The sequence below is a fragment of the Rhizobium sp. 62_C5_N11_2 genome (genome assembly GCF_051811185.1).
GTDB classification, from domain to species: Bacteria; Pseudomonadota; Alphaproteobacteria; order Rhizobiales; family Rhizobiaceae; genus Rhizobium; species Rhizobium leguminosarum.
The window spans coordinates 131306-154080 of record NZ_JBPWPW010000001.1 but is presented as its reverse complement, the minus strand read 5'-3'; the positions used below and the strand labels follow the sequence as shown (position 1 = coordinate 154080).

20 protein-coding genes are annotated in these 22775 nt (G+C 62.4%); 17 read left to right on the top strand and 3 right to left on the bottom strand.

The features are described 5' to 3' along the window. The first annotated feature begins 208 nt into the window (after nt 1–208). The 8 genes from AB8B31_RS00810 (at nt 209) to AB8B31_RS00775 (ending at nt 8923) form a co-directional block, all read left to right on the top strand. A complete protein-coding gene (locus tag AB8B31_RS00810; protein WP_018447674.1) occupies nt 209–1711 on the top strand; it encodes a UxaA family hydrolase in 1503 nt (500 codons plus the stop codon). 147 nt (nt 1712–1858) lie between these two features. After that, complete coding sequence (locus tag AB8B31_RS00805; RefSeq protein ID WP_065275884.1) at nt 1859–2878, top strand: aldo/keto reductase; 1020 nt, start codon at nt 1859–1861, stop codon at nt 2876–2878. Nucleotides 2879–2887: 9 nt separating this feature from the next. After that, nucleotides 2888–3334: an RbsD/FucU family protein gene (locus tag AB8B31_RS00800; protein WP_018244616.1), complete on the top strand. Its 447-nt coding sequence runs from the start codon at nt 2888–2890 to the stop codon at nt 3332–3334. A gap of 208 nt (nt 3335–3542) precedes the next feature. After that, nucleotides 3543–4532, top strand: coding sequence for an ABC transporter substrate-binding protein (locus AB8B31_RS00795; RefSeq protein ID WP_065275846.1), 990 nt, complete (start codon nt 3543–3545; stop codon nt 4530–4532). Nucleotides 4533–4639: 107 nt separating this feature from the next. Then, nucleotides 4640–6193, top strand: a complete 1554-nt coding sequence (locus AB8B31_RS00790) for a sugar ABC transporter ATP-binding protein (protein ID WP_018244614.1) — start codon at nt 4640–4642, stop codon at nt 6191–6193. 27 nt (nt 6194–6220) lie between these two features. Then, a complete protein-coding gene (locus AB8B31_RS00785; RefSeq protein WP_018244613.1) occupies nt 6221–7195 on the top strand; it encodes an ABC transporter permease in 975 nt (324 codons plus the stop codon). 63 nt (nt 7196–7258) lie between these two features. Then, nucleotides 7259–8278, top strand: a complete 1020-nt coding sequence (locus tag AB8B31_RS00780) for a zinc-binding alcohol dehydrogenase family protein (protein ID WP_113542685.1) — start codon at nt 7259–7261, stop codon at nt 8276–8278. A gap of 267 nt (nt 8279–8545) precedes the next feature. Beyond that, the gene (locus AB8B31_RS00775; protein ID WP_065275848.1) at nt 8546–8923 is read left to right on the top strand and encodes a hypothetical protein; all 378 of its coding nucleotides are present in this window, start codon (nt 8546–8548) and stop codon (nt 8921–8923) included. Between the two features lie 229 nt (nt 8924–9152). Here the strand turns inward: AB8B31_RS00775 and AB8B31_RS00770 are convergent, their stop codons facing one another. Together AB8B31_RS00770 and AB8B31_RS00765 are read right to left on the bottom strand one after the other, a co-directional pair. Continuing rightward, on the bottom strand, nt 9153–9887 hold the full coding sequence (locus AB8B31_RS00770) for a copper homeostasis protein CutC (RefSeq protein WP_065275849.1): 735 nt from the start codon (nt 9885–9887) through the stop codon (nt 9153–9155). Further along, nucleotides 9884–11131, bottom strand: a complete 1248-nt coding sequence (locus AB8B31_RS00765) for a LysR family transcriptional regulator (RefSeq protein ID WP_065275850.1) — start codon at nt 11129–11131, stop codon at nt 9884–9886. The genes AB8B31_RS00770 and AB8B31_RS00765 overlap by 4 nt, the downstream gene beginning before the upstream one ends. 49 nt (nt 11132–11180) lie before the next feature. Between AB8B31_RS00765 and AB8B31_RS00760 the strand changes: the two genes are divergently transcribed. The 7 genes from AB8B31_RS00760 to AB8B31_RS00730 all read left to right on the top strand — a co-directional run bounded on the left by AB8B31_RS00760 (nt 11181) and on the right by AB8B31_RS00730 (nt 18481). Then, nucleotides 11181–11558: a hypothetical protein gene (locus tag AB8B31_RS00760; protein ID WP_131702165.1), complete on the top strand. Its 378-nt coding sequence runs from the start codon at nt 11181–11183 to the stop codon at nt 11556–11558. Continuing rightward, on the top strand, nt 11552–12460 hold the full coding sequence (gene osmF, locus AB8B31_RS00755; RefSeq protein ID WP_003545119.1) for a glycine betaine ABC transporter substrate-binding protein OsmF: 909 nt from the start codon (nt 11552–11554) through the stop codon (nt 12458–12460). Before AB8B31_RS00760 ends, osmF begins: the two co-directional genes overlap by 7 nt. An 83-nt stretch (nt 12461–12543) precedes the next feature. Then, entirely contained in the window at nt 12544–13710 is a 1167-nt protein-coding gene (locus AB8B31_RS00750; protein ID WP_018447685.1) for an ABC transporter permease, read from the top strand. Then, nucleotides 13707–14651, top strand: a complete 945-nt coding sequence (locus AB8B31_RS00745; RefSeq protein ID WP_065275851.1) for an ABC transporter ATP-binding protein — start codon at nt 13707–13709, stop codon at nt 14649–14651. Before AB8B31_RS00750 ends, AB8B31_RS00745 begins: the two co-directional genes overlap by 4 nt. Next, nucleotides 14648–15397: an ABC transporter permease gene (locus AB8B31_RS00740; protein ID WP_018447686.1), complete on the top strand. Its 750-nt coding sequence runs from the start codon at nt 14648–14650 to the stop codon at nt 15395–15397. Before AB8B31_RS00745 ends, AB8B31_RS00740 begins: the two co-directional genes overlap by 4 nt. Nucleotides 15398–15543: 146 nt before the next feature. Further along, entirely contained in the window at nt 15544–15939 is a 396-nt protein-coding gene (locus AB8B31_RS00735; protein ID WP_018447687.1) for a VOC family protein, read from the top strand. Between the two features lie 88 nt (nt 15940–16027). Continuing rightward, complete coding sequence (locus AB8B31_RS00730) at nt 16028–18481, top strand: glycoside hydrolase family 2 protein (RefSeq protein ID WP_065275852.1); 2454 nt, start codon at nt 16028–16030, stop codon at nt 18479–18481. 49 nt (nt 18482–18530) lie between these two features. Here the strand turns inward: AB8B31_RS00730 and AB8B31_RS00725 are convergent, their stop codons facing one another. Next, on the bottom strand, nt 18531–18923 hold the full coding sequence (locus AB8B31_RS00725; protein ID WP_018244602.1) for a PRC-barrel domain-containing protein: 393 nt from the start codon (nt 18921–18923) through the stop codon (nt 18531–18533). A gap of 247 nt (nt 18924–19170) precedes the next feature. Here AB8B31_RS00725 and AB8B31_RS00720 point away from each other — a divergent pair, with 247 nt between their 5' ends. Next, nucleotides 19171–20871, top strand: a complete 1701-nt coding sequence (locus AB8B31_RS00720; RefSeq protein ID WP_065275854.1) for a long-chain fatty acid--CoA ligase — start codon at nt 19171–19173, stop codon at nt 20869–20871. Nucleotides 20872–21056: 185 nt separating this feature from the next. Then, entirely contained in the window at nt 21057–22682 is a 1626-nt protein-coding gene (gene pgi, locus AB8B31_RS00715; RefSeq protein WP_047617131.1) for a glucose-6-phosphate isomerase, read from the top strand. Nucleotides 22683–22775 lie beyond the last annotated feature (93 nt).

Sequence of the window (22775 nt, the reverse complement as noted above, 5' to 3'; positions counted from 1 at the left end):
TCGTGACCGTCGCCCGCTTCAAAGCAGGACGGAGCGGACCGGGGCTTGTTCAAACGACCTTTAGCTTAATTCCGGTCGCCTGCGGCTCATTGCCTCCCTCGTCCACAGGATCAATATTCCCGTTGACTTGAAAATGTTTATTGTAGATAAAAAACAAAATCAATGCGCTTTCGCCGATGTAGCGAGCCTTTCCCAGGGAGATAGAGACTTGGACAAACTGCCTTGGATCATCCTTTCGGCCGGCGACAATGTCGCGGTCGCAACGGCGGCAATTGCGCCGGGTTCGACAGTTGCCGGCATTCAGACCCGTGAGAAGATCGACCCCGGCCACAAGGTGGCGATTGCGGATATTCCGCTCGGATCACCCGTGGTCAAATACGGACAGGCGATCGGCCGCACGACGGCCGAGGTCAAGGCCGGCGACCATGTGCACAGCCACAACCTGCATTTCGAAAACGACCGGCTGGCGGCGACCGCCAATTCGGCGCCGGAAACGGCGACCACCGATGACAAGGCGCGCACCTTCATGGGCTATCGCCGCGCCGACGGGCGGGCGGCGACGCGCAACTATATCGGCATCATCGCCAGCGTGAACTGTTCCACCACGGTCTGCCGGGCGATCGCCGACGAGGCGAACCGGACGATCCTGCCGCATTACGAGGGCATCGACGGTTTCGTGCCGATCGTCCACGACCAGGGCTGCGGCATGAGCTCGACCGGCGACGGCATGAACGTGCTGCATAGGACGCTCGCCGGCTACACCAGACATGTGAATTTCGGCGGCGTGCTGATGATCGGCCTCGGCTGCGAGGTCAACCAGCTGACGCTGTACGGCCAGAGCGGCGCCGGCGCCTCGAAGCGGCATTTCAACATCCAGGATGCCGGCGGTTCGCGCCGCGCAGTCGAGCGCGCCATGGGCATGCTGCGCGAGATCGCTGCCGATGTCGGCAAGGAAAAGCGCGTGCCGATGTCGATCGGTGAGATCATCATCGGCCTGCAATGCGGCGGCTCGGACGGCTTTTCCGGCATCACCGCCAATCCGGCGCTCGGTGTCGCAGCCGACCTGCTGGCGGCCGCCGGCGGCACGGCGATCCTGTCGGAGACTTCGGAAATCTACGGTGCGGAGCACCTTTTGCGCAGCCGAGCCGTCAGCGACGAGGTGGCAAAGAAGCTCGACGACAAGATCGCCTGGTGGGAAGATTACGTCGCGCTGCACGGCGCCTCGCTCGACAACAATCCGTCGCCCGGCAACAAGCGCGGCGGGCTGACGACCATTCTTGAAAAATCGCTCGGCGCGGTCGCCAAGGGCGGGCGTTCGCCGCTGACGGCGGTCTATGGTTATGCCGAGCGGGTCACGGCCCCCGGCCTCGTCTTCATGGACACGCCCGGCTACGACCCGGTCTCGGCGACCGGCCAGGTGGCCGGTGGGGCAAACATGATCGCCTTTACGACAGGCCGCGGCAGCTGCTTCGGTTGCCGGCCGGCGCCGTCGCTGAAGCTTTCCAGCAATTCGGCGCTCTATGCCTCGATGGAAGAGGACATGGACATCGATTGCGGCACGATCGCCACCGGCGATGCGACGATCAGCGGCAAGGGCCGCGAGATCTTCGACCTGATCGTCGATACGGCATCAGGCAAGAAGACCAAGAGCGAGCTCTTCGGCTACGGCGACAATGAATTCGTGCCCTGGCATCTGGGTGCGACGCTCTAATCTTTGCTTTGACGCAATCCCTGGGAAAACCGCTTCACACTTTTCCTGGGATTGATTTGAAGTACGCAATCCCGGACGGAAAACCGCTTCACACTTTTCCTGGGATTGCTCCATAGACCAAGCTCAAGTTCTTCGCGAGGAGGCATGATGAAGACGAGACGGATCGGCAAGACCAAGCTGGAGGTGACCGAAATCAGTTTCGGTGCCGCCGCTCTCGGCGGTCTCTACCGCGCCTGCCCGCGCGAGCAGGCGATCGACACGCTGCAGGCGGCCTGGGACAGCGGCATCCGCTATTTCGACGTGGCGCCCTGGTATGGGCTCGGCCTTGCCGAGCGGCGGGTCGGTGATTTCCTGCGCGACCAGCCGGATGGCAGTTACGTGCTTTCCACCAAGGTCGGCCGGCTGCTTCGGCCGGTGCCGACCGGCACCGTGCCTGATTATAGCTATGTCGACCCGCTCTCCTTCGACGCCGATTACGATTATTCCTATGACGGCATCATGCGCTCGGTCGAGTTCAGCTATGCGCGTCTCGGCCTCAACCGCATCGATATTCTCTACGTGCACGATCTCGGCGTCTACACACATGGCGCGGCGAAAAACGCGGTCCACCAGAAGCAGTTTCTTGATTCCGGCGTGAAGGCGCTGGAGGAACTCAAGTCGTCCGGCGCGATCTCCGCCTTCGGCCTCGGCGTCAACGAGGTGCCTGTCTGCCTCGACGTCATGCGCCATTCCGATCTCGACTGCATCCTGCTTGCCGGCCGCTACACGCTGCTCGACCGCTCGGCCGTCGCCGAACTGCTGCCGCTCTGCCGGCAGAAGGGCACGTCGCTCGTCGTCGGCGGCGTATTCAACTCCGGCATCCTCGCCACCGGCCCGGTGCCGGGTTCGCATTTCGACTATATGCCGGCTGATGACGATGTGCTTGCCAAGGTCGGCGCCATGGAAGCGATCGCCAAAAACCACGGCGTGCCGCTGGCAGCGCCCGCCCTGCAGTTTCCGCTACGCGAGGCGATCGTCGCCTCGGTGCTGATCGGCACGGCCAAGCCGTCCAGCCTGACGCGCAATATGGAGATCGTCGAGCCGCGGCTTGCCGACGAGATCTATGCCGAATTCGAACCCTATACGCTGGTCGCGCCGCCGCTCGGCGCCGAAGCCGTCCGAGTCTGAGGAGAGACTATGCTCAAGGGTATTCATCCGCTGCTTGGACCCGACCTGCTTCATGCGCTGAAGACCATGGGGCATGGCGACGACATCGTCATATCAGACGCCAATTTTCCCTCGGGCTCGATGGGTCCGCCGGTCATCCGCGCCGACGGCGTCAGCGCCACTGCGATGGCCGAGGCCATCCTGACGCATATGCCGCTCGACACGTTCGTGCCGGAAGCGGCGTGGCGGATGGAGGTGGTCGGCGATCCCGATGCGATGCCGGAGGTCTGCACCGAATTCCAGCAGATCGTTTCCAAGCACGCCGGCGATTTCCGCATCGTGCCGGTAGAGCGTTTTGCTTTCTACGCGATGGCTCGCAAGGCCACCTACATCGTCGCGACGACGGAATTCCGGCTGTACGGCAACCTGATTTTGAAAAAAGGCGTAGTCCATCCTGATGAGGTCGACATGGCCTGATCCCTATTTTAGGGTATCGTGGTATTGGAATAAAATCAGTTGCTTGGCGGGAGTTTGCCAAAGAAAAAAAGCCGGTTTGGCGCTCTTGCAATTTGATTGCGCCTCGGCTAGCTTCACCCGGCAAATGTTTTTTATCGATAAAAATCGTCCGCCTGCGTTCAGCGGCCGATTTATTTGGAGGAGAACGCACCCTGAGAGGAGAACCCTTATGAGTATCGTGAAATCCGTTCTGTCCCGCCGCGCCTTTACCGCGCTTGCAGGTGCCGCAGTCATCGCCACGGCGATGCCGGCAACGTCGTTTGCCGCCGACGTGACGATCCCGATCATCGTCAAGGACACGACGTCCTTCTACTGGCAGATCGTTCTGGCCGGCGCCCGCAAGGCCGGCAAGGATCTCGGCGTCAACGTGCCGGAACTCGGCGCACAGGCCGAATCCGACGTCAACGGCCAGATCAGCATTCTGGAGAACGCCGTTGCCGGCAAGCCGGCCGCCGTCGTCATTTCGCCGACCGAATTCAAGGCGCTCGGCAAGCCGATCGATGAAGCCGCCAAGTCGGTTCCGATCATCGGCATCGACTCAGGCGCCGACTCCAAGGCGTTCAAGTCGTTCCTGACGACCGACAACGTTCAGGGCGGCCGCATCGCCGCTGACGGTCTGGCCGCCGCTATCAAGGAGATGACCGGCAAGGAAGAAGGCGATATCGTCATCCTCACCAATCTTCCCGGCGTCGGCTCGCTGGAGCAGCGCCGCGAAGGCTTCCTGGATCAGATCAAGACCAAGCATCCCGGCCTGAAGGTCATCGCCGACAAGTATGGCGACGGCCAGGCGACGACCGGCCTCAACATGATGACTGACCTGATCACGGCCAACCCGAAACTCGTCGGCGTCTTCGCCTCGAACCTCATCCTGGCGCAGGGCGTCGGCCAGGCGATCGCCGAAAACAAGCTCGGCGACAAGATTAAGGTCATCGGCTTCGACAGCGACGACAAGACGGTGGGCTTCCTCAAGGATGGCGCGATCGCCGGCCTCGTCGTTCAGGACCCCTATCGCATGGGCTATGACGGCGTGAAGACCGCGCTTGCCGTCTCCAAGGGCGAGAAGGTTCCGGAAAATGTCGATACCGGTGCCAATCTCGTCACCAAGGCGAACATGGCCGATCCGAAGATCGACGCGCTACTGAACCCGAAGATCAAGTAACAAAAACAGACAGGCCGCGCCGGCTTCAAAAACCGGCGCGGCCTTTTCCATCCGTGGTATGTTTTGTGCGGGATGGAGAGCAGAGGCGACACAAGGAGGAGAGGTCCATGATCGGACTGGAAGAGGTCAGTCATCGCCATGATGACAGCGCGACGCTGAAAGAAGCCAATCGAATTCCCGCCGGATCGCCTATCCTCGAACTCAAGGGCCTGCAGAAGAATTATGGTCATGTGCAGGCGCTGAAGCCAGCGACGCTGACCTTCCTTGCCGGTGAAATCCACGCCATCGTCGGGGAAAACGGCGCCGGCAAATCCACCCTTATCAAATTGCTGACCGGCGTCATTACCCGCACGGCGGGCGAAGTGCTGTGGTGCGGCCAGCCGGTGGGGCTGTCGACGCCGAACGAGGCGATCGCCCGCGGCATCAACGCCGTCCACCAGGAAGTCGTGCTCTGCCGGCACCTGACGGTTGCCGCCAATCTTTTCCTCGGCGACGAGGTCAACCGCTACGGCCTGATGCGCAAGAAGCAGATGGAGAAGATGGCGCAGGCCGTGCTTGACGATCTCGGCTTCGGCCTGCCGGCCGGTGCGCTGTTGAGCTCGCTGACGATCGGCCAGCAGCAGCTGGTGGCGACGGCGCGCGCGGCGATGCGCGGCACGCAGTTCCTGATCTTCGACGAACCCACGGCCTATCTGACGCGCCAGGAATCGGCGCAGCTCTTCAAGCTGATCCGCCGCCTGCAGGGCGAAGGCGTCACGATCGTCTATATCAGCCACCGTATGGAGGAAGTGTTCGAGCTGGCCGACCGTGTCTCGGTGCTGCGCGACGGCACGCATGTCGGCACGCGGCTGATCGGCGAGACCAACGATGCCGAACTGATCGCTTTGATGATCAACCGCTCGATCGAGCAGATCTACCACAAGGAAGAGATTGCGATCGGCGAGACGATCGTCGAGGTCAAGGGCCTCTCCGGCCCGGGCTTCGAAGACGTGTCGCTCAGCGTCAAGGCAGGACAGATCGTCGGCCTCTACGGGCTGATCGGCGCCGGCCGCAGCGAATTCGCGCTCGGCCTCTACGGACGCCAGCCGATCAGCGCCGGCGAAATCCACTGGAGGGGCAAACGTGTCGATATCCGCAACGAACGCACCGCCATGGAACTCGGCATTGCGCTCGCGCCCGAAAGCCGGCGCGACCAGGGGCTTTGCCTCAACCTGCCGATCGGCCTCAACATCAACCTGCCGGTGTTCGGGCGCCTCAGCCACGGTCCTGTCATCAATCACGCACGCGAATCGGCCAATGCCGACAAGCAGATCCGCGATCTCAGCATCAAGACGCCGAGCCGGCGCGTTCCGGCCTCCAGCATGTCGGGCGGCAACCAGCAGAAGATCGTCATCGGCAAGTGGCTGAGCCACGGCGCCCGGCTCTTCATCTTTGACGAGCCGACCGTCGGCGTCGACGTCGGTACCAAGGCGGAAATCTACCGGCTGTTCGCCAAGCTTCTGAAGGACGGCGCGGGCATCATCCTGATCTCCTCCTACCTGCCCGAGGTCTACGAACTGGCCGACCGGCTGCACGTCTTCCGCGCCGGCAAAATCGTCGCGAGCCATGATTTCCACGCGGCGACGCATGAACAAGTGCTCAGCGAAGCGATCGGCGTCTGAGCCAAAAGAATAAGAGGGAGAAAATTCATGACTGCCACCCCCACAGAAATCGTCGCACCGCCGCCGCGCCGGAAAATGAACATCCTGTTCGGCCTGACGCTGATCGGCCTGCTGATCTTCCTCTGGATCGTGCTCGCCGTTGTCACCCCGAGCTTCTGGACGCCGCTCAACATCTCGAACCTGCTGCGTCAGGGCGCGATGACGGCGATCCTCGCACTCGGCCAAACCTTCGTCATCATCACCGCCGGCATCGACCTTTCGGTCGGCGCCATTGTCGGCTTCTGCACCGTGATCATCGCCTGGCTGCTGCAGGCGGGCGTACCGGTATGGGGTGCGATCGCGCTGACGCTGCTCATGGGTGTGGCGATCGGCGCCTTCCATGGCTTCGGCATCGTGCATATGGGCCTGCCGCCGTTCATCATCACGCTGGCAACCCTGACATCGCTGCGCGGCATCGGCCTGCTGATCACCAACGGTTCGACGATCAACATCACCAATGAGGGCTTCAGCAATTTCGCCCGCGCCGATCTGCTCAGTATTCCGAGCCTGTTCTGGATGGTCATCCTGGTGGCGGTCCCCTCCTTCATCTTCCTGCATCTGAGCCGCTGGGGCCGCTATCTCTTCGCGGTCGGTTCGAATGCCGAGGCGGCGCGCCTTTCCGGCGTCAACGTCAAGGGCATGATCTACCTTGCCTATATTCTCTCGGCCTCCTTCGCCGCCTTCGTCGGCGTGCTGCTGGCCTCGCGCATCGCGATCGGCAATGCGACACAGGCCGACGGCTGGGAACTGCAGGCGATCGCCTCCTCCGTTATCGGCGGCACCAGCCTTTTCGGCGCGGTCGGCTCTGTGCACGGCCCGCTGATCGGCGCCTTCATTCTCGCCACCATCAACAACGGCGCGAACCTTCTGAACGTCAACTCCTTCTGGCAGCGTATCATCACCGGTCTCTTGATCATCGTGATCGTGTTCTTCGACCAGCTGCGCCGCCGCAAGAGCAATTGAGCGACAAGAGACAGCCGGCCTGAACAAGCCGGCTTCTTCCATTTCAGGAATGCGAGACCCGTCATGAAAGCAGTTCTTTGCCGGGAGCCCGGCGTGCTCGATATCGTCGAGCGCCCTTCGCCAGCGGCTCCCGCCGCCGGCTGGGTGCGGCTTGCCGTCAGCCATGTCGGCATCTGCGGCACCGATTACCACATCTTCGAGGGCAAACATCCCTTCCTCGAATATCCCCGGGTAATGGGGCACGAGATCTCGGCGACGGTACTGGAAGCGGGCGACGGCGTCACTATCGCCGTCGGCACGCCCGTCATCGTCAATCCCTATCTCTCCTGCGGGCAATGTATCGCCTGCCGTCAGGGCAAGCCGAATTGCTGCACCAATATCAAGGTGCTCGGTGTCCATACCGATGGCGCCTTCTGCGAGGAGATTTCGGTTCCCGCCGAGAACCTCTATGCCGCCAAAGGTGTAAGCCTCGAGGCGGCGGCGACGACCGAGTTTCTGGCGATCGGCGCGCATGCGGTGCGCCGTTCGATGACCGGTGCCGGAGCGCGGGCGCTCGTCATCGGCGCCGGGCCGATCGGCCTCGGAGCGGCGATCTTCTCGCGCATCGCAGGCCATGAGGTGACGCTGCTCGATACCAGCACCGAGCGGCTGCAGATGGCAGCCGAGCGCTTCGGCTTCACCTCCGGCATCGTTGCCAACGAGGCGACAGCGGAGGCCGTACGGGAAAAGACCAACGGAGACGGTTTCGACGTGGTCTTCGACGCGACGGGGTACGGCCCTTCGATGGAGAAGGCCTTCTCCTTCGTCGCCCATGGCGGCGCGCTGGTGCTGGTCAGCGTCGTCAAGGACGATATCCGCTTCTCTGACCCCGAATTCCACAAGCGCGAGATGATGGTGATCGGCAGCCGCAACGCCACCCGCGTCGATTTCGAGCATGTGGCGGATTCCATCGCCAAAGGGCTGGTGCCGGTGGACAAACTCATCACCCACCGCACGACGCTTGCCGATGCGCCGCGCGATCTCGCGCGATGGGCGCATGAGAAGAATGGGCTGATCAAGGCGGTGATCCGCATCGGTGCCTAGGGCAATCCCAAGGTACGAAGTCGCATAGCGATCGTCTTGAACGCTTCCGGCAAATCCCGCCGGGAGCCGTTGGCCCTTGGTCTTTCCACAAGACGTTCTGATGGATGCGCCCGGAAACAACGCGGTTCCGACTCAGACCGGCGCCCGCGATTTCGCGCAACATTTCTCAATCAAAAAGCACACAGAAGAAAACGGAAGTGTCCATAAGTGAGGCCCGCCGGATACTCGGCAGATGTTCATCAATTGAGTGATGGAAAGGGTCGGGCGATGAAAATGCGAATTGCTTCCTTGGCAATGGCTATTGCGCTGACAATGCCGCTTGTGGTGCCTGCCCGTGCGCAGGTGGTCATCCAGGAAGGCCAGGGATCGGAATTCTATGCTGATCCTGACGACAACCAGACGGAAACGGATTTTCTGCAGCGATGGAATCGCCACCACGACCAGCGAAGCGGATGGCGCCCGGGTCGGGACAATTTCGGGCCAGACGATGCGGTTCGCCTCCTCGAGCGGCGTGGTTATCGCGTCAGAGATGTGAGGGACGTGGGTGAACGATATCTGATCAGAGCATGGCGAGACGGGGACGATCTCCTCGTGAGCGTCTCCCGTAGAGGTGAGATCATGGGCGTAGTCCATGATCGCGAGTGATGAGCCGTCTTTGCTGTCCCTCACGCCGATGGCTGCCCCTCACCCTAACCCTCTCCCCGTTCTGACGGGGAGAGGGGACGTGCCCTGCGAGATGTAGTGGGGGACGGAGAGGTCCGCGGCATGTCCCTTCTCCCCGCAGGCGGGGAGAAGGTGGCGCCAGCCGGATGAGGGGCTGGTCTCGGCGATCTCCTGGGTCGAGGTGACCCGATAGCCGTCGCTTTGGCGCGGGCTACAAATTCGGACCCACCGCCTCAATCGCCCTGCGCATCTGCCTGACAATAGCGACATCGGTCTTGTTCGTGCTTTTCGCCTCGAAGCCGAAGGCGACCGCGCGTGGATCGGCGCTTTCGACCGGCGAACTGCAGGAACCGTGGACCTCGCGGGCGCCGGTCGCCTGCAGGATCTCGCCGACATTTGCCGGGCGGATGCCGCTGCCGGGCATGATCGCGATCCGGCCGGCCGCCTTTGCCGAAATGCGCTTCAGCGTGTCGAGGCCGTCGGCCGCCTTCAGGGCGCAGCCGGAGGTCAGGATGCGTTCGCAGCCGAGCTCGACCGCCTGCTCCAGCGCCTCATCGGCATCCGGCACCAGATCGAAAGCGCGATGCAGCGTCGAGCCGAGGCCGGCCGCATGCGCCTTCAAACGATGGATCAACGGCATGTCGAGCGTACCATCCGGCCGGTTGGCGCCGATGACGACACCGGCAAGGCCAGCGGCGCGCACGGCATCGATATCGATCATCATCGCTTCCTCGTCTGCCCCGTCGAAGATGAAAGGCCCGGCATGAGGGCGAATCATCGCGTAGACCGGAATGGAAGCCCGAGCGGCGATCCGCATCAGGCTCGGCAGCGGCGTCAGGCCGCCGAGCTCCAGCGCCGCGCAGAGCTCGATGCGGCCAGCGCCGCCTTCGATCGCGGCGGCAAGGCCTTCGGCGCTGTCCACGCACACTTCGAGCAAGATTGTCACGTTGCAGTCTCCCTGGCTCCGGCGTCCGCCGGCCTTTTGGTGCGCGCCACGGATTCCGATGTAATTCTCGCCGCCACCTCGATGATGACTGTGCAGGCATCGGCGGCGGCTTTTCGATGATTGAAGGCAACGTGATAGGACATCGGCAGATGCTCGTCGAGATCGACGATGCGCACCTTGTAGGCGATCGGCATGGCGCTGACGCGGCCGAGGAAAGAGACGTAACCGTGATTGGCGACGAGGTCGACGATGACCGGCAGCGAATCCGCCGCGGTGATATCCTGGCCGCGCAGGCGCCAGTTGGGCGCGCGCTCGTAGCTGAAGGCCATGGCCGCATGACCGAGGCCGGTGCGCGGGCTCGGCATGCAGATCGGGTGGCCGGCGACGAGATCGGCGACGCTGGTCTCGGTGCTATCCGGTGGCGCGATCACCACCATGTCGGTCTGCAGCAATTCGCGATGGCGGAAGTTCTCCAGCCCGAAGACCGAATCCAGGATCGCGACATCGATGCGACCGCTCTTCAGCGCCTCGCGCAGATCGTCGGCGGTCATCGAGACCAGCGAGATCGCATTGTTGTTGCGGCGTGCATTCCATTCCGAAACCAGCGTGCCCAGGCAGCGCGCCACCCAGCTTTCCGAGCCGGTCGGGATGATCGAGCCGATGCGCAGCGACCGGGCGGTGCGCCGATAACGCTCGTCGGCCGACGATTTGAGATCGTTCCATGCCTGGCTGATCGCCATGAAGATCTGGTAGGCGCGCCTGCCCTCTTCTGTCAGCACCGAGCCCTGCGCCTGCCGCTCGAACAGGCGATGGCCTAAAAATTTCTCAAGATTGGCAAGCTGAAGCGAAAGCTGCGGCTGACCGAGGCGAAGGCGGCGGGCGGCCCGGTTGATGCTGCCCTGGTCGGCAACTTCGAGAAAGCGTTCCATCGTGACGATCTTGACGGGAATGCGGGATGCCCAGGCCTCGTCGATCCCGGCGGCGGCGCCGTCGTGACCGGCCCATTGGCCGAGTTCAGCGATCGCAGCCGTGATCGGCTCCAGGCTTTCCAGCACCCTGCCGCTCGCAATCAGCGTCGCGAGCTCGCCGGAAGCGCGTTCCGTCAGCTTCATCGCCAGTTCGGTCTCGAGATTATGGATTGCCGTCGAGACGGTGGAGGGCGACAGCTGGAAGCGCCGCGCGGTCTCGCGCACCGAACCGGAGGTCAGAACATGGCTTGCGATGAACAGGGCACCAAGATGCAAACGGCCACCTCCGGAAAGCGCTGGAAAAACCGGACGATATGATGTGTTCATGAAAAAAGATATCCCTGCCTCCAGGCGGGCGGGCTATCGTTGCCGTCATAAAAAACCGGGCGGCGGGAAACCGCGAAAGAGCCGGGGAATATCGTGGAAACACGCAAGGGAACAAAAACAAATCGCGCCGGCCTTGGAAAAGGGAATGCGTTTCCGCGCGCGGAGGTGCATTCGCCGCCATAATCGTGCCGCGACCGCAAATACTGGAGTGGGCTTGCATCGATTTTTCGGGCATGAACGCTATTTCCATGACGCACGCAATTCCGGCATGATGGCGGCTTGGTCGCCTTCGCCGGCGGATTTCCTATGCGCAGGCCTCCCGCCCGAGGCTTGCGCCACATTCAATGGTTTTGAAAAAGGGGACTTTCCATGCTGAAGAAACTCGCACTTGCCGTCTCACTCTCCGCCTTCGCGGTGGGTGCGGCCCATGCCGCCGACGTCGTCGTTTCGTCGAAGATCGACACCGAAGGCACGCTGCTCGGCAACGTCATTGCGCTCGCTCTCGAAGCAAACGGCATCAAGACGCAGGACCGCATCGCGCTTGGCGCAACACCCGTCGTGCGCAAGGCGATCACCGCCGGCGAAATCGACATCTATCCCGAATATACCGGCAATGCCGGCTTCTTCTTCAACAAGGCCGATGACGCTGCCTGGAAGAACATCGACCAGGGTTATGAGCTGGCGAAGAAGCTCGATTACGACGCCAACAAGATCGTCTGGCTGACGCCGTCGCCCGCCAACAACACCTGGGCGCTCGCCGTGCGCAGCGATGTCGCCGGTCCGAACAAGCTGAAGAGCCTCACAGACTTCGGCAAGTGGGTTGCCGGCGGCGGTGCCGCCAAGCTTGCCGCCTCCGCCGAATTCGTCAATTCGGCCGGCGCGCTCCCCGCCTTCCAGACGACCTACGGTTTCCAGCTGAAGCCCGACCAGATGGTCGTTCTTTCCGGCGGCGACACGGCGGCAACGATCAAGGCGGCCGCTGACCAGACGAACGGCGTCAACACCGCCATGGTCTACGGCACCGACGGCGCCATTGAAGCGGCTGAACTCACCGTTCTCGAAGACGACAAGAACGTGCAGCAGGTCTATGCCCCGACGCCGATCATCCGCGAAGAGGTGTTGAAGGCCAATCCGAAGATCGAGGAAGTGCTCTCGCCGATCTTCAAGAGCCTGACCGCCGACGAGTTGCGCAAGCTCAACGCCAAGATCCAGGTCGACGGCGAGCCGGCAAAATCCGTCGCCGAAGCCTATCTCAAGGAAAAAGGCTTCCTGAAGTAGTCATCGCTCGCTCCGCCCGATCGCGGGCGGAGCCCCCTTTGCTGATAGGGTTGGGCTGATGTTGGCCAGACAGGGTTGATTTGATGGAAGAAACCTTAGCGGTCCGCAAGCTGGACCGGCTCGGCGTGGTTCTGGTGGCAGGCGGCATCGCGGCGACTGCACTGATGCCCTTCATCTACGTGAAGGCGAACCGCATCGCCGCCGGCAAGCCGATGCTGCTGATGCAGCTTCTTCCCCAGCCTTCCGTCGTCATCCTGACCGTGCTTCTACTTCTCACCGCCTTCGCCACGCTGTTCCTCACCAATGCGATCGCGCGGCTTGTCATCGCCACACTCTGCCTTGCGGCGCTGATCGTTGCGATCGGCCTCGTCTCGACGGCGGCAACGCCCCCCGGCAGCACGGTAGCGCGCATGACGCCCGGCGGCGGCTTCTGGGCGCTGTTTGCGGTGATCGGGCTCGTCATATCCGATGCGCTTGTCAAAATCCGGCTGGCGCCATGGATGCGGGTCGCAGCCCTTGCAGCCTATACGGCGCTGCTCTTCATCTCGCTCTCCTCCGGCCTGCTCGACAGCCTTTCGATCATGAAGGAATTCTCGACGCGGGCCCCGCAATTCGAGACCGAAGCGATCTCGCATCTGCTGCTGGCGTTCGGCTCGCTTGCCATAGCCATTGTTCTCGGCCTGCCGCTCGGCATCCTGTGCTTCTGGGTGCCGAAGCTGCGGGCCATCGTGCTGCAGGGGCTGAGCCTCATCCAGACGATCCCGAGCCTGGCACTCTTCGGCCTATTGATGCTGCCGCTCGGCTACCTCGCCACCCATGTGCCGCTCGCCGCCGCGATCGGCATCCGCGGCATCGGCACGGCGCCTGCCTTGATTGCGCTGGTGCTCTATTCGCTGCTGCCGATCGTCGCCAACACCGTCGTCGGCCTTCAGGGCGTCGACCCCTCGGTGCGCGATGCTGCGGCCGGCATGGGGCTGACGCGCTTGCAGATTCTGACCGGCATCGACATGCCGCTCGCCTTTCCCGTCATCCTCACCGGCATCCGCATCGTGCTGGTGCAGGCGATCGGCATGGTGACGATCGCGGCGCTGATCGGCGGCGGCGGCTTCGGCATCTTCATCTTCCAGGGGCTCGGCCAGACGGCCATGGATCTCGTCCTGCTCGGCGCCGTGCCGACCGTCTTCTTCGCCTTCTCATCGGCCGTCATCCTCGATGCGGTCATCGACAGCATCCGGGGATCCGCCGCATGACCATGATCGAGATCAGGAACGTCACCAAGCGCTACGGCACGGCCACCGTCGTCGACAACGTCTCGATGAGCGTCGAGAAGGGTGAGATCACCGTCATCGTCGGCACGTCGGGCTCGGGTAAATCGACGCTGATGCGGATGATCAACCGACTGGTGCCGATCACCGAAGGCGAAATATCAGTCGGCGGACAGAATGTCATGGACGTTCCAGTGACGGAGCTTCGCCGCAAGATCGGCTATGCCATCCAGGGACACGGCCTGTTTCCGCACCGGACGGTGGCGCAGAATATCGCCACCGTGCCGCAGCTTCTCGATTGGGATTCCGCCCGCATCGCCAAACGCGTCGAAGAACTGCTCGGGCTTTTCAACCTCGATCCGGCAACCTTTGCCGACAAATATCCGCACCAGCTCTCCGGCGGCCAGCAGCAGCGCGTCGGTGTGGCCCGGGCGCTGGCAGCCGAGCCGGAGCTGCTGTTGATGGACGAACCCTTCGGTGCGCTCGATCCCGTCATCCGCGGCAAGGCGCAGGACGACCTGCTGGCGATCCAGAAACAGTTCGGCACGACGGTTATTCTCGTCACCCACGACATGGACGAGGCCTTCCATCTCGGCAATCAGATCGCGGTGATGAGCCAGGGCAGATTGCTGCAATGCTCGACGCCGGAAAAGATCCTCACCGAACCCGCCGATCCCTTCGTCCAGCAATTGACCGGCACGTCCGACCGGGCCTTGAAGCTGATGTCGCTGCTGCCGCTGAAGGAGAGCATGGAGCCGGCCAAGAATGGCCTCGCCTACGCCCTGCCGCAGTCGCTCAGCCTGCGTGATGCGCTGGCCGAAATGATCTGGCAGGGGGTCGACGAGGCGGCCGTGCAGGACGGCGAAAAGGCCCCGGTTGGCTCGATCTCGATGACGCGGCTTCTCGAACTGGGCCGCAAGGCATGAAGCTCGTCGTCGCCAATCTCTTCCGCCTGGCGGCGCTGGCTTTGCTGCTCATCCTGCTGTTCAGGACGGAGTGGCTTTCCTTCCTGCTGGTGCCGCTGACCAGCAACAATGCGCCTGCCGTCTATACGCAGAACAGCCTTGCCTCGCTGGCCGCCGGGCATCTGCAGCTGGTGATCGGCTCGATTGTCTGCAGCGCCGTGCTTGCCGTTGTCGGCGGCATCTTCGTGACGCGGGAAAGCGGGGCTGACTTCCTGCCGCTGTCGCGCGCCATCGCCAATGCCGGGCAGACCTTTCCGCCGGTCGCGGTGCTGGCGCTCGCCGTTCCCGCCACCGGTTTCGGCGCCATGCCGACGCTGATTGCGCTCTTTCTCTACGGCCTGCTGCCGATCTTCGAAAACACCGTCGCCGGCTTGAAGCAGGTTTCGCCGCAGGTTCTCGATGCCGCCGACGGCATGGGCATGAACGGCACGCAGCGGCTGCTGCGGGTCGAGCTGCCGCTTGCCCTGCCGCTGATCCTCGAAGGGCTGAAGGTGGCGACCGTGATCAATATCGGCACGGCGACGATCGGCTCGACGGTTGCGGCAAAGGGCCTCGGCGAGGTCATCATCGCCGGGTTGATTTCCGACAATACCGCCTTCATCCTGCAGGGCGGCCTGATCGTCGGCCTGATGGCGGTGCTGATCTATGACGCCATGGGCCTCGTCGAAGCGGCGATCACGCGAAGAATCGGCTTGCGCGCGGCGTAGGAGGACGAGTACCAAGACTGCCGTGACTACTGCATAATTCCTTAAATCGATTCCGATTTAAGGAATTATGCAGCAATTCAAAGTGCTACAGCGTCCTTTGCGCGTCTAAAAAGACGCGCGGCGCTGTAGTGCAATGGGAGGCAGAATTGGCGAAGATGATCCACTCCATGATCCGCGTTCTCGATGAGGCGCGCTCCGTCGAATTCTACGAGAGGGCCTTCGGCCTTTCGGTCGCCGACCGCGTCGATTTCGAAACCTTCACGCTGATCTATCTGAGCAATGCCGAGACCGGCTTCGAGCTGGAACTGACCGTCAACAAGGGCCGGACTGCGCCCTATGACCTCGGCAATGCCTATGGCCATCTCGCCGTCTCGGTCGAGGAGGTGGCGGTCGAGCGGGAGCGGCTGTCGAAGCTCGGGCTCAATCCGGGTGAACTGGTGGAGCTCAACCGCGACGGCAAGCTCTTCGGCCTGTTCTTCTTCATCAGCGATCCCGATGGCTACAAGATCGAGGTGCTGCAGCGCCACGGCCGGTTTCTCTGACGCATCGTGGCGAGCCGGATTGCGGCCGCACTGTTCCAATCTCCCGATAATCCCACAGCTTCGAGCGGCATGACCTAGGAGCCCGCCCATGATCGAGAAGACCGAGCTCAATTCCGGCTGGACGCTCTCCTGTAACGATACAGGAAGATCCGGCCTGCCCGCCGCAATCCCCGCAACGGTGCCGGGCTGCGTGCATCTCGACCTGATCGCCAACCGGCTGATCCCCGATCCCTATATCGACGTCAACGAGATCAGCAGTGACTGGATCGGCAAGACCGACTGGACCTATCGCTGCACGTTCGAGGCGATGCCTGACGATGGTAGGGTGCAGGAGCTCGTCTTCGACGGGCTCGATACGATCGCGGTGATATCCCTCAACGGCGAAGAGATCGGCCGCACCTTCAACATGCACCGCACCTATCGTTTCGATGTTTCCCAGTTGCTGAAGGCTGGCCAGAACGAACTCACCGTCACCTTCCGTTCGGCTTACGCCTATGGTGCGGAGATGGAAAAGCATTACGGCTACCGTCCCAACAACTATCCGGGACCGGGCAATCTAATGCGCAAGATGGCCTGCAATTTCGGCTGGGACTGGGGGCCGACGCTGGTGACGGCGGGCGTCTGGAAGCCCGTCCGGCTGGAAAGCTGGGACCGGGCGCGGCTTGCCGAAACACGGGTGTCGGCAACACTTGCAGGCGGTGACGGGCTGGTGAAGGTGCATGCCAGGCTGGCGCGGCAAGGCGGCACGACGCCGTTGAGGCTCATCGCCGAAATCGGCGGCGTGACCAAGACGCTGGCGATCGCCGCCGACGAAGACGAGAGCGCCTTCGAGCTTACCCTCCCCTCGCCGCAGCTCTGGTGGCCGCACCATCTCGGCGCGCAGCCGCTTTATCCCCTGACTCTCCGGCTGATCGGCGATGGGAGCGACGATCTGCTCGACGCTCACGAGCGCGAACTCGGATTCCGCTCACTGCGACTCGACACCTCGGCCGACGACCATGGCTCGGCCTTCACCTTCGTCATCAACGACGTACCGCTTTTCATCTGCGGGGCGAACTGGATTCCGGACGATTGTTTTCCCCCGCGGGTGACGGCTGAGCGTTATGCCGCGCGGATCGAGGAGGCAAAGGCCGCCAATATCCACATGCTGCGCGTCTGGGGCGGCGGCATTTTCGAGGTCGACGAATTCTATGAGGCCTGCGACCGCGCCGGCATGCTGGTCTGGCAGGATTTCCTCTTTGCCTGCGCCGCCTATCCGGAGGAGGAGCCGCTCAGAAGCGAGGTCGAGGCGGAGGTGCGTGACAATGTCGTGCGGCTGATGCCGCATGCCTCGCTGGTCCTCTGGAACGGCAATAACGAGAACATCTGGGGCTTCGACGAATGGGGCTGGCGGCCGATCATCAAGGCGGGCGAAAGCTGGGGCCTCGGTTATTATCTCGACCTGCTGCCGAAACTCTGCGTCGAACTCGATCCGGACCGGCCCTATTATCCCGGCAGTCCCTATTCCGGCTCGATGGAGATCGAACCCAATGCCGACGGCCATGGCTGCAAACATATCTGGGACGTGTGGAACGATGTCGGCTACGAGGTCTACCGCAACTATATCCCGCGCTTCTGCTCCGAATTCGGCTGGCAAGCGCCGCCGGCCTGGGCAACGATCGAAGAAAGCGTGCACGACGCCCCGCTGACGCCGCAATCGAACGGCGTCTTCCACCATCAGAAGGCCACACAAGGCAATGACAAGCTAATCCGCGGCCTGTCCAGCCATTTGCCGGAGCCGCGGACAATGGATGACTGGCACTTCGCCACCCAGCTCAACCAGGCGCGCGCCATCCGCTTCGGCGTCGAACACATGCGCTCGCATCGGAATATCTGCAAGGGTGCGGTGGTCTGGCAGTTCAACGATTGCTGGCCGGTGACCTCATGGGCCGCGCTCGATTCGGCCGGACGCCGCAAGCCGCTCTGGTATGCGCTGAAGGCAGCCTATGATCCGCGCCTGCTGACGATCCAGCCGCGCGACGGCGGACTTGCGGCGGTGGCCGTCAATGAACGGACGCTGTTCTGGCGGGCGAAGATCAGCGGCAAACGCGTGACGCTCGACGGCACCGTGCTGGCCGAATTCGAATTCTGGCGCCTGCTCTGCGATCGTTTCGAGGCAAAGGAATTTCCGCTGCCCGAGGATATCGTCACCCCCGGCTTACCGAAGAACGAGCTCATCGTCGTGCAGATGCTCGACCGGCGCGCCTTACATTATTTCGTCGAGGATATCGAGCTTGCCTTGCCGGCACCGCAGCTGACGGTCGATGTCGTCGGGATCGACGGTGGGTATGAGGTCAAGGTGACGGCGCAAAACTTCCTCAAGGATCTCTGCCTGATGGCGGATCGACTGCATCCGGATGCCGTTGTCGATTCGATGCTGGTGACGCTGCTGCCGGGCGAGAGCCATGTCTTTGCGGTTAAGACGGCAAAGACGATCAGGGCCGATGACATTACCATCGGCACCGTGCTGCGATCGGCCAACGATCTCGTCGCCAAACACTAAAAAGGCCCCGCATCCGCGGGGCCCTTCCAGCTCGGCCTATCGGACGACGTTACATCCAGTAAGGCGGCACGCCGTAGTAATCATAGACCCGGCGGCCATTGTCGTTGTACCAGGTATCGTCATCGTCCGAATAGCTTGGGGCGCCTTCGATCTGCTCCTTGGTCAGGTCGATGCGATAGCCATCCAGCTGGGTGTCGTAGTTCAGCTTTTCCCAGGGAAGCGGATAATGGTCGTGACCGATGCCCAGGAAGCCGCCGAAGCTCAGCACGGCATAGGCGACACGGCCGTCGAGCTTTCCGATGATCAGCCGTTCGATCGAGCCGATATGCCTGCCATCAGGCCCATAGACACGGGTGCCTTCGACGCGGTCGCTGGCGATCAGCGAGTGCGTGACCTTGACATTCGGGTCACGGCGGGTGGCGTCAGTATCCTGGTTCAACATTGTGCACCTCCTTTTGGTGTTTCCTCATGGTGAGTATGCAAGATCAACGTCATGGCGGACTCAAAGTTCCCCATCCTTTCCATGATCGTGCGCGGGCCGAATGTTGACGTTTACGTCAAGGTTAGTATAGCTTCATTCGGCTTGAACCATTCAGGCAATCGCATAAGCTGCCGGACTGGAAGATGGAGGATCTTTCCGGTTATCTGCCGAATGATGTCGGCGCGGCGGCCGCAGGGGAGAGAGACAGATGAACAGCATTTCCGTCCATCCAAACGGCGCCAGGCCGGACAAGCCCTGGCTTGCCGCCTATCCCGATATTGTTCCGGCAGAGATTCCGCCGCTGGAATATGCCTCGCTTGCCGAACTGCTGGAAAAATCCTGCGCCCGTTACGCCGACCGGACCGCCTTTTCCAGCATGGGCAAGGAGATGCGCTACCGCGAACTGGAGAGCCAGACGCGCAAGGTCGCCGCCTGGCTGCAGAGCACCGGCCTTCAGAAGGGCGACCGCGTCGCCGTGATGATGCCGAACGTGCTGCAGAACCCGATCGCCACCTATGCCATCCTGCGCGCCGGCCTCGTCGTCGTGAACGTCAACCCGCTCTATACGCCGCGCGAACTCGAACACCAGTTGAAGGATTCCGGCGCCAAAGCGATCTTCGTGCTGGAGAATTTCGCCCGCACGGTGGAGCAGGTTCTCAACAAGACCGACCTTCGCCATGTCGTCGTCACCTCGCTCGGGGAAATGCTCGGGCCGAAGGGGCTGATCGTCAATTTCGTCGTGCGCAAAGTCAAGAAGCTCGTTCCCTCCTGGTCGATCCCTCAGCACAAGAGCTTCGGCCAGGTGCTCCGCGAAGGTGCGGGAAAAAAGCTCCAGCCGGTCACGCTGACAGGCAGCGACATCGCCTTCCTGCAATATACCGGCGGCACGACGGGCGTTGCCAAGGGCGCGGTGCTGACGCATCAGAACCTGCTCGCCAACAAGGTGCAGCTGTCGCTCTGGCTTCGATCCGCCTTCGAGCGCAAGAAAGAGCCGGAGGTGCTGAATTTCCTCTGCGCCCTGCCGCTCTACCACATCTTCGCGCTGACGGTGAATTCGCTGATGGGCATGTCGCTCGGCGCCCACAATATCCTGATCGCCAATCCGCGCGACATTCCCGGTCTCGTCAAGGAATTCGAAAAGTCGAAGGTCCATATCTTCCCCGGCCTCAACACGCTGTTCAATGCGCTGATGAACAATGCCGATTTCGCCAAGCTCGACTTCTCCTCGCTGATCATGTCGCTCGGCGGCGGCATGGCTGTGCAGCGCCCGGTCGCCGACCGCTGGCTGAAGATGACAGGCACGGCAGTCACAGAGGGCTACGGCCTTTCCGAGACATCGCCCGTTGCCACCGCCAACCGCTTCGATTCGGCTGAGTTCACCGGCACGATCGGCCTGCCGCTTCCCTCCACCGACCTCGACATCCGCGACGAGGCGGGCAATTCGCTGCCGCTCGGCGACGTCGGCGAGATCTGCATTCGCGGACCGCAGGTGATGGCCGGCTACTGGCAGAAGCCTGAGGAAACGGCGCGGGTGATGACCGATGACGGCTACTTCCGCTCGGGCGACATGGGCTTCATGGACGACCGCGGCTATACCAAGATCGTCGACCGCAAGAAGGACATGATCCTCGTCTCCGGCTTCAACGTCTATCCCAACGAGATCGAGGAAGTCGCCGCCATGCATGCCGGCATCCTCGAGGCCGCAGCCATTGGCGTGCCGGACGGACATTCGGGCGAGGCGGTAAAACTCTTCGTGGTCAGGAAGGATCCGAACCTGACGGAAGCGGAGGTCAAAGCCCACTGCATCGCCAACCTCACCAACTACAAGCGGCCGCGCTTCATCGAGTTCCGCACCGAGCTGCCGAAGTCGCCTGTTGGTAAGATCCTGCGCAAGGACCTGCGCGGCTGAATTTGACGAATTAAAAGTGTTACAGCGTCCTTTGCGCGTCTTTCGGACGCGCGGCGCTGTAATGAAATTAAAGCCATCCGCCTGCCGCGGGTGGCTTTTTTCCATTTCGGCAGGTGGCTGAACTTGATTTGCGAGTGATAAAGCGAATAGTTTCCGCAACCTTTCCGCCTCCAAAGGAGCCTCCCATGAACGCCATCGTCGAACAGCTGAAAAGCACCGCTGATGCCACCAAGGCGACCGATATCCGTGCCGCCTTCGCCGCCGATTCGCAGCGCTTTTCGCGCTTTTCCGTCTCGCTTGACGACCTGTTGATGGATTTTTCCAAGACGGCGGTGAATGACGACATCCTCAAGCTCTTGGTGAAGCTCGCCGAAGACGGCGGCGTCGAGAAGAAGCGTGAGGAAATGTTCTCCGGCAAGGCGATCAATTTCACCGAGGACCGCGCCGTTCTGCACACCGCGCTGCGCAACCGCTCCAACACACCGGTTTTGGTCGACGGCAAGGACGTCATGCCCGACGTCAATGCGGTGCTTGCCGCCATGGGCAAGTTTGCCGACGACGTCCGCTCCGGCACGCTGAAGGGCGCCACCGGCAAGGCGATCACCGATGTCGTCAATATCGGCATCGGCGGCTCGGATCTCGGCCCTGTCATGGCGACGCTGGCGCTTGCCCCCTTCCATGACGGTCCGCGCGCGCATTTCGTCTCCAATATCGACGGCGCCCATATCGCCGACATCCTGAAGCTGGTGCAGCCGGAAACGACGCTGTTCATCGTCGCCTCGAAGACCTTCACCACCGTCGAGACGATGACCAATGCGCAGACGGCGCGCAATTTCATCGCCAAGGCGCTCGGCGAAGCCGCCGTGCAGCACCACTTCGCTGCCGTCTCGACAGCGCTCGACAAGGTCGCCGCCTTCGGCATCGACAGCGCCCGCGTCTTCGGCTTCTGGGACTGGGTCGGCGGCCGTTACTCGATCTGGTCGGCGATCGGCCTGCCGCTGATGATCGCTGTCGGGCCGGAGAATTTCGGCAAGTTCCTCGACGGCGCCCATGCCGTCGACAATCATTTCCGTAAGGCGCCGATTACCGAAAACCTGCCGATGCTGCTCGGCCTGATCGGCTTCTACCATCGCAATGTGCTGGGCTACCCCACCCGCGCCATCCTGCCCTACGACCAGCGCCTGTCGCGCTTCCCGGCCTATCTGCAGCAGCTCGACATGGAATCGAACGGCAAGGGCGTCACTATCGACGGCACGCCGGTCGAGGGCAATTCCGGCCCGGTCGTCTGGGGCGAGCCCGGCACCAACGGCCAGCACGCCTTCTATCAGCTCATCCATCAGGGCACGAGCATCATCCCGGCCGAATTCATGATCGCCGCCAACGCCTTCGAGCCGGAGCTGCGCCACCAGCACCAGCTGCTGATCTCGAACGTTCTCGCCCAGTCGGAAGCGCTGATGAAGGGACGCACTTTCGAAGAAGCCAAGAAGCAGCTGACCGACAAGGGCATGGACGACAAAAAGGCCGATTTCATCGCGCCGCACCGCGTCTTCACCGGCAACCGGCCGTCGATCACCTTCGTCTACGACAAGCTGACGCCTTACGCGCTCGGCCGCCTGATCGCGCTCTATGAACATCGCGTCTTCGTCGAAGGCGTGCTCTTCCGCATCAACTCCTTCGACCAGTGGGGCGTCGAGCTCGGCAAGGAACTGGCGACGGGCCTGCTGCCGGTCGTCGAAGGCAAGGAAAGTGCGGCATCGCATGACTCGTCGACGCAGGGCCTAGTTGCGGCGCTGGCGAAGCTTGCGAAGTAACCGTTCAAGATTTGCCCCTCACCCTAACCCTCTCCCCGCACGCGGGGAGAGGGGACGTGTCCCGCGAGACGCTGGCGAGGAACGGAGAGGTCG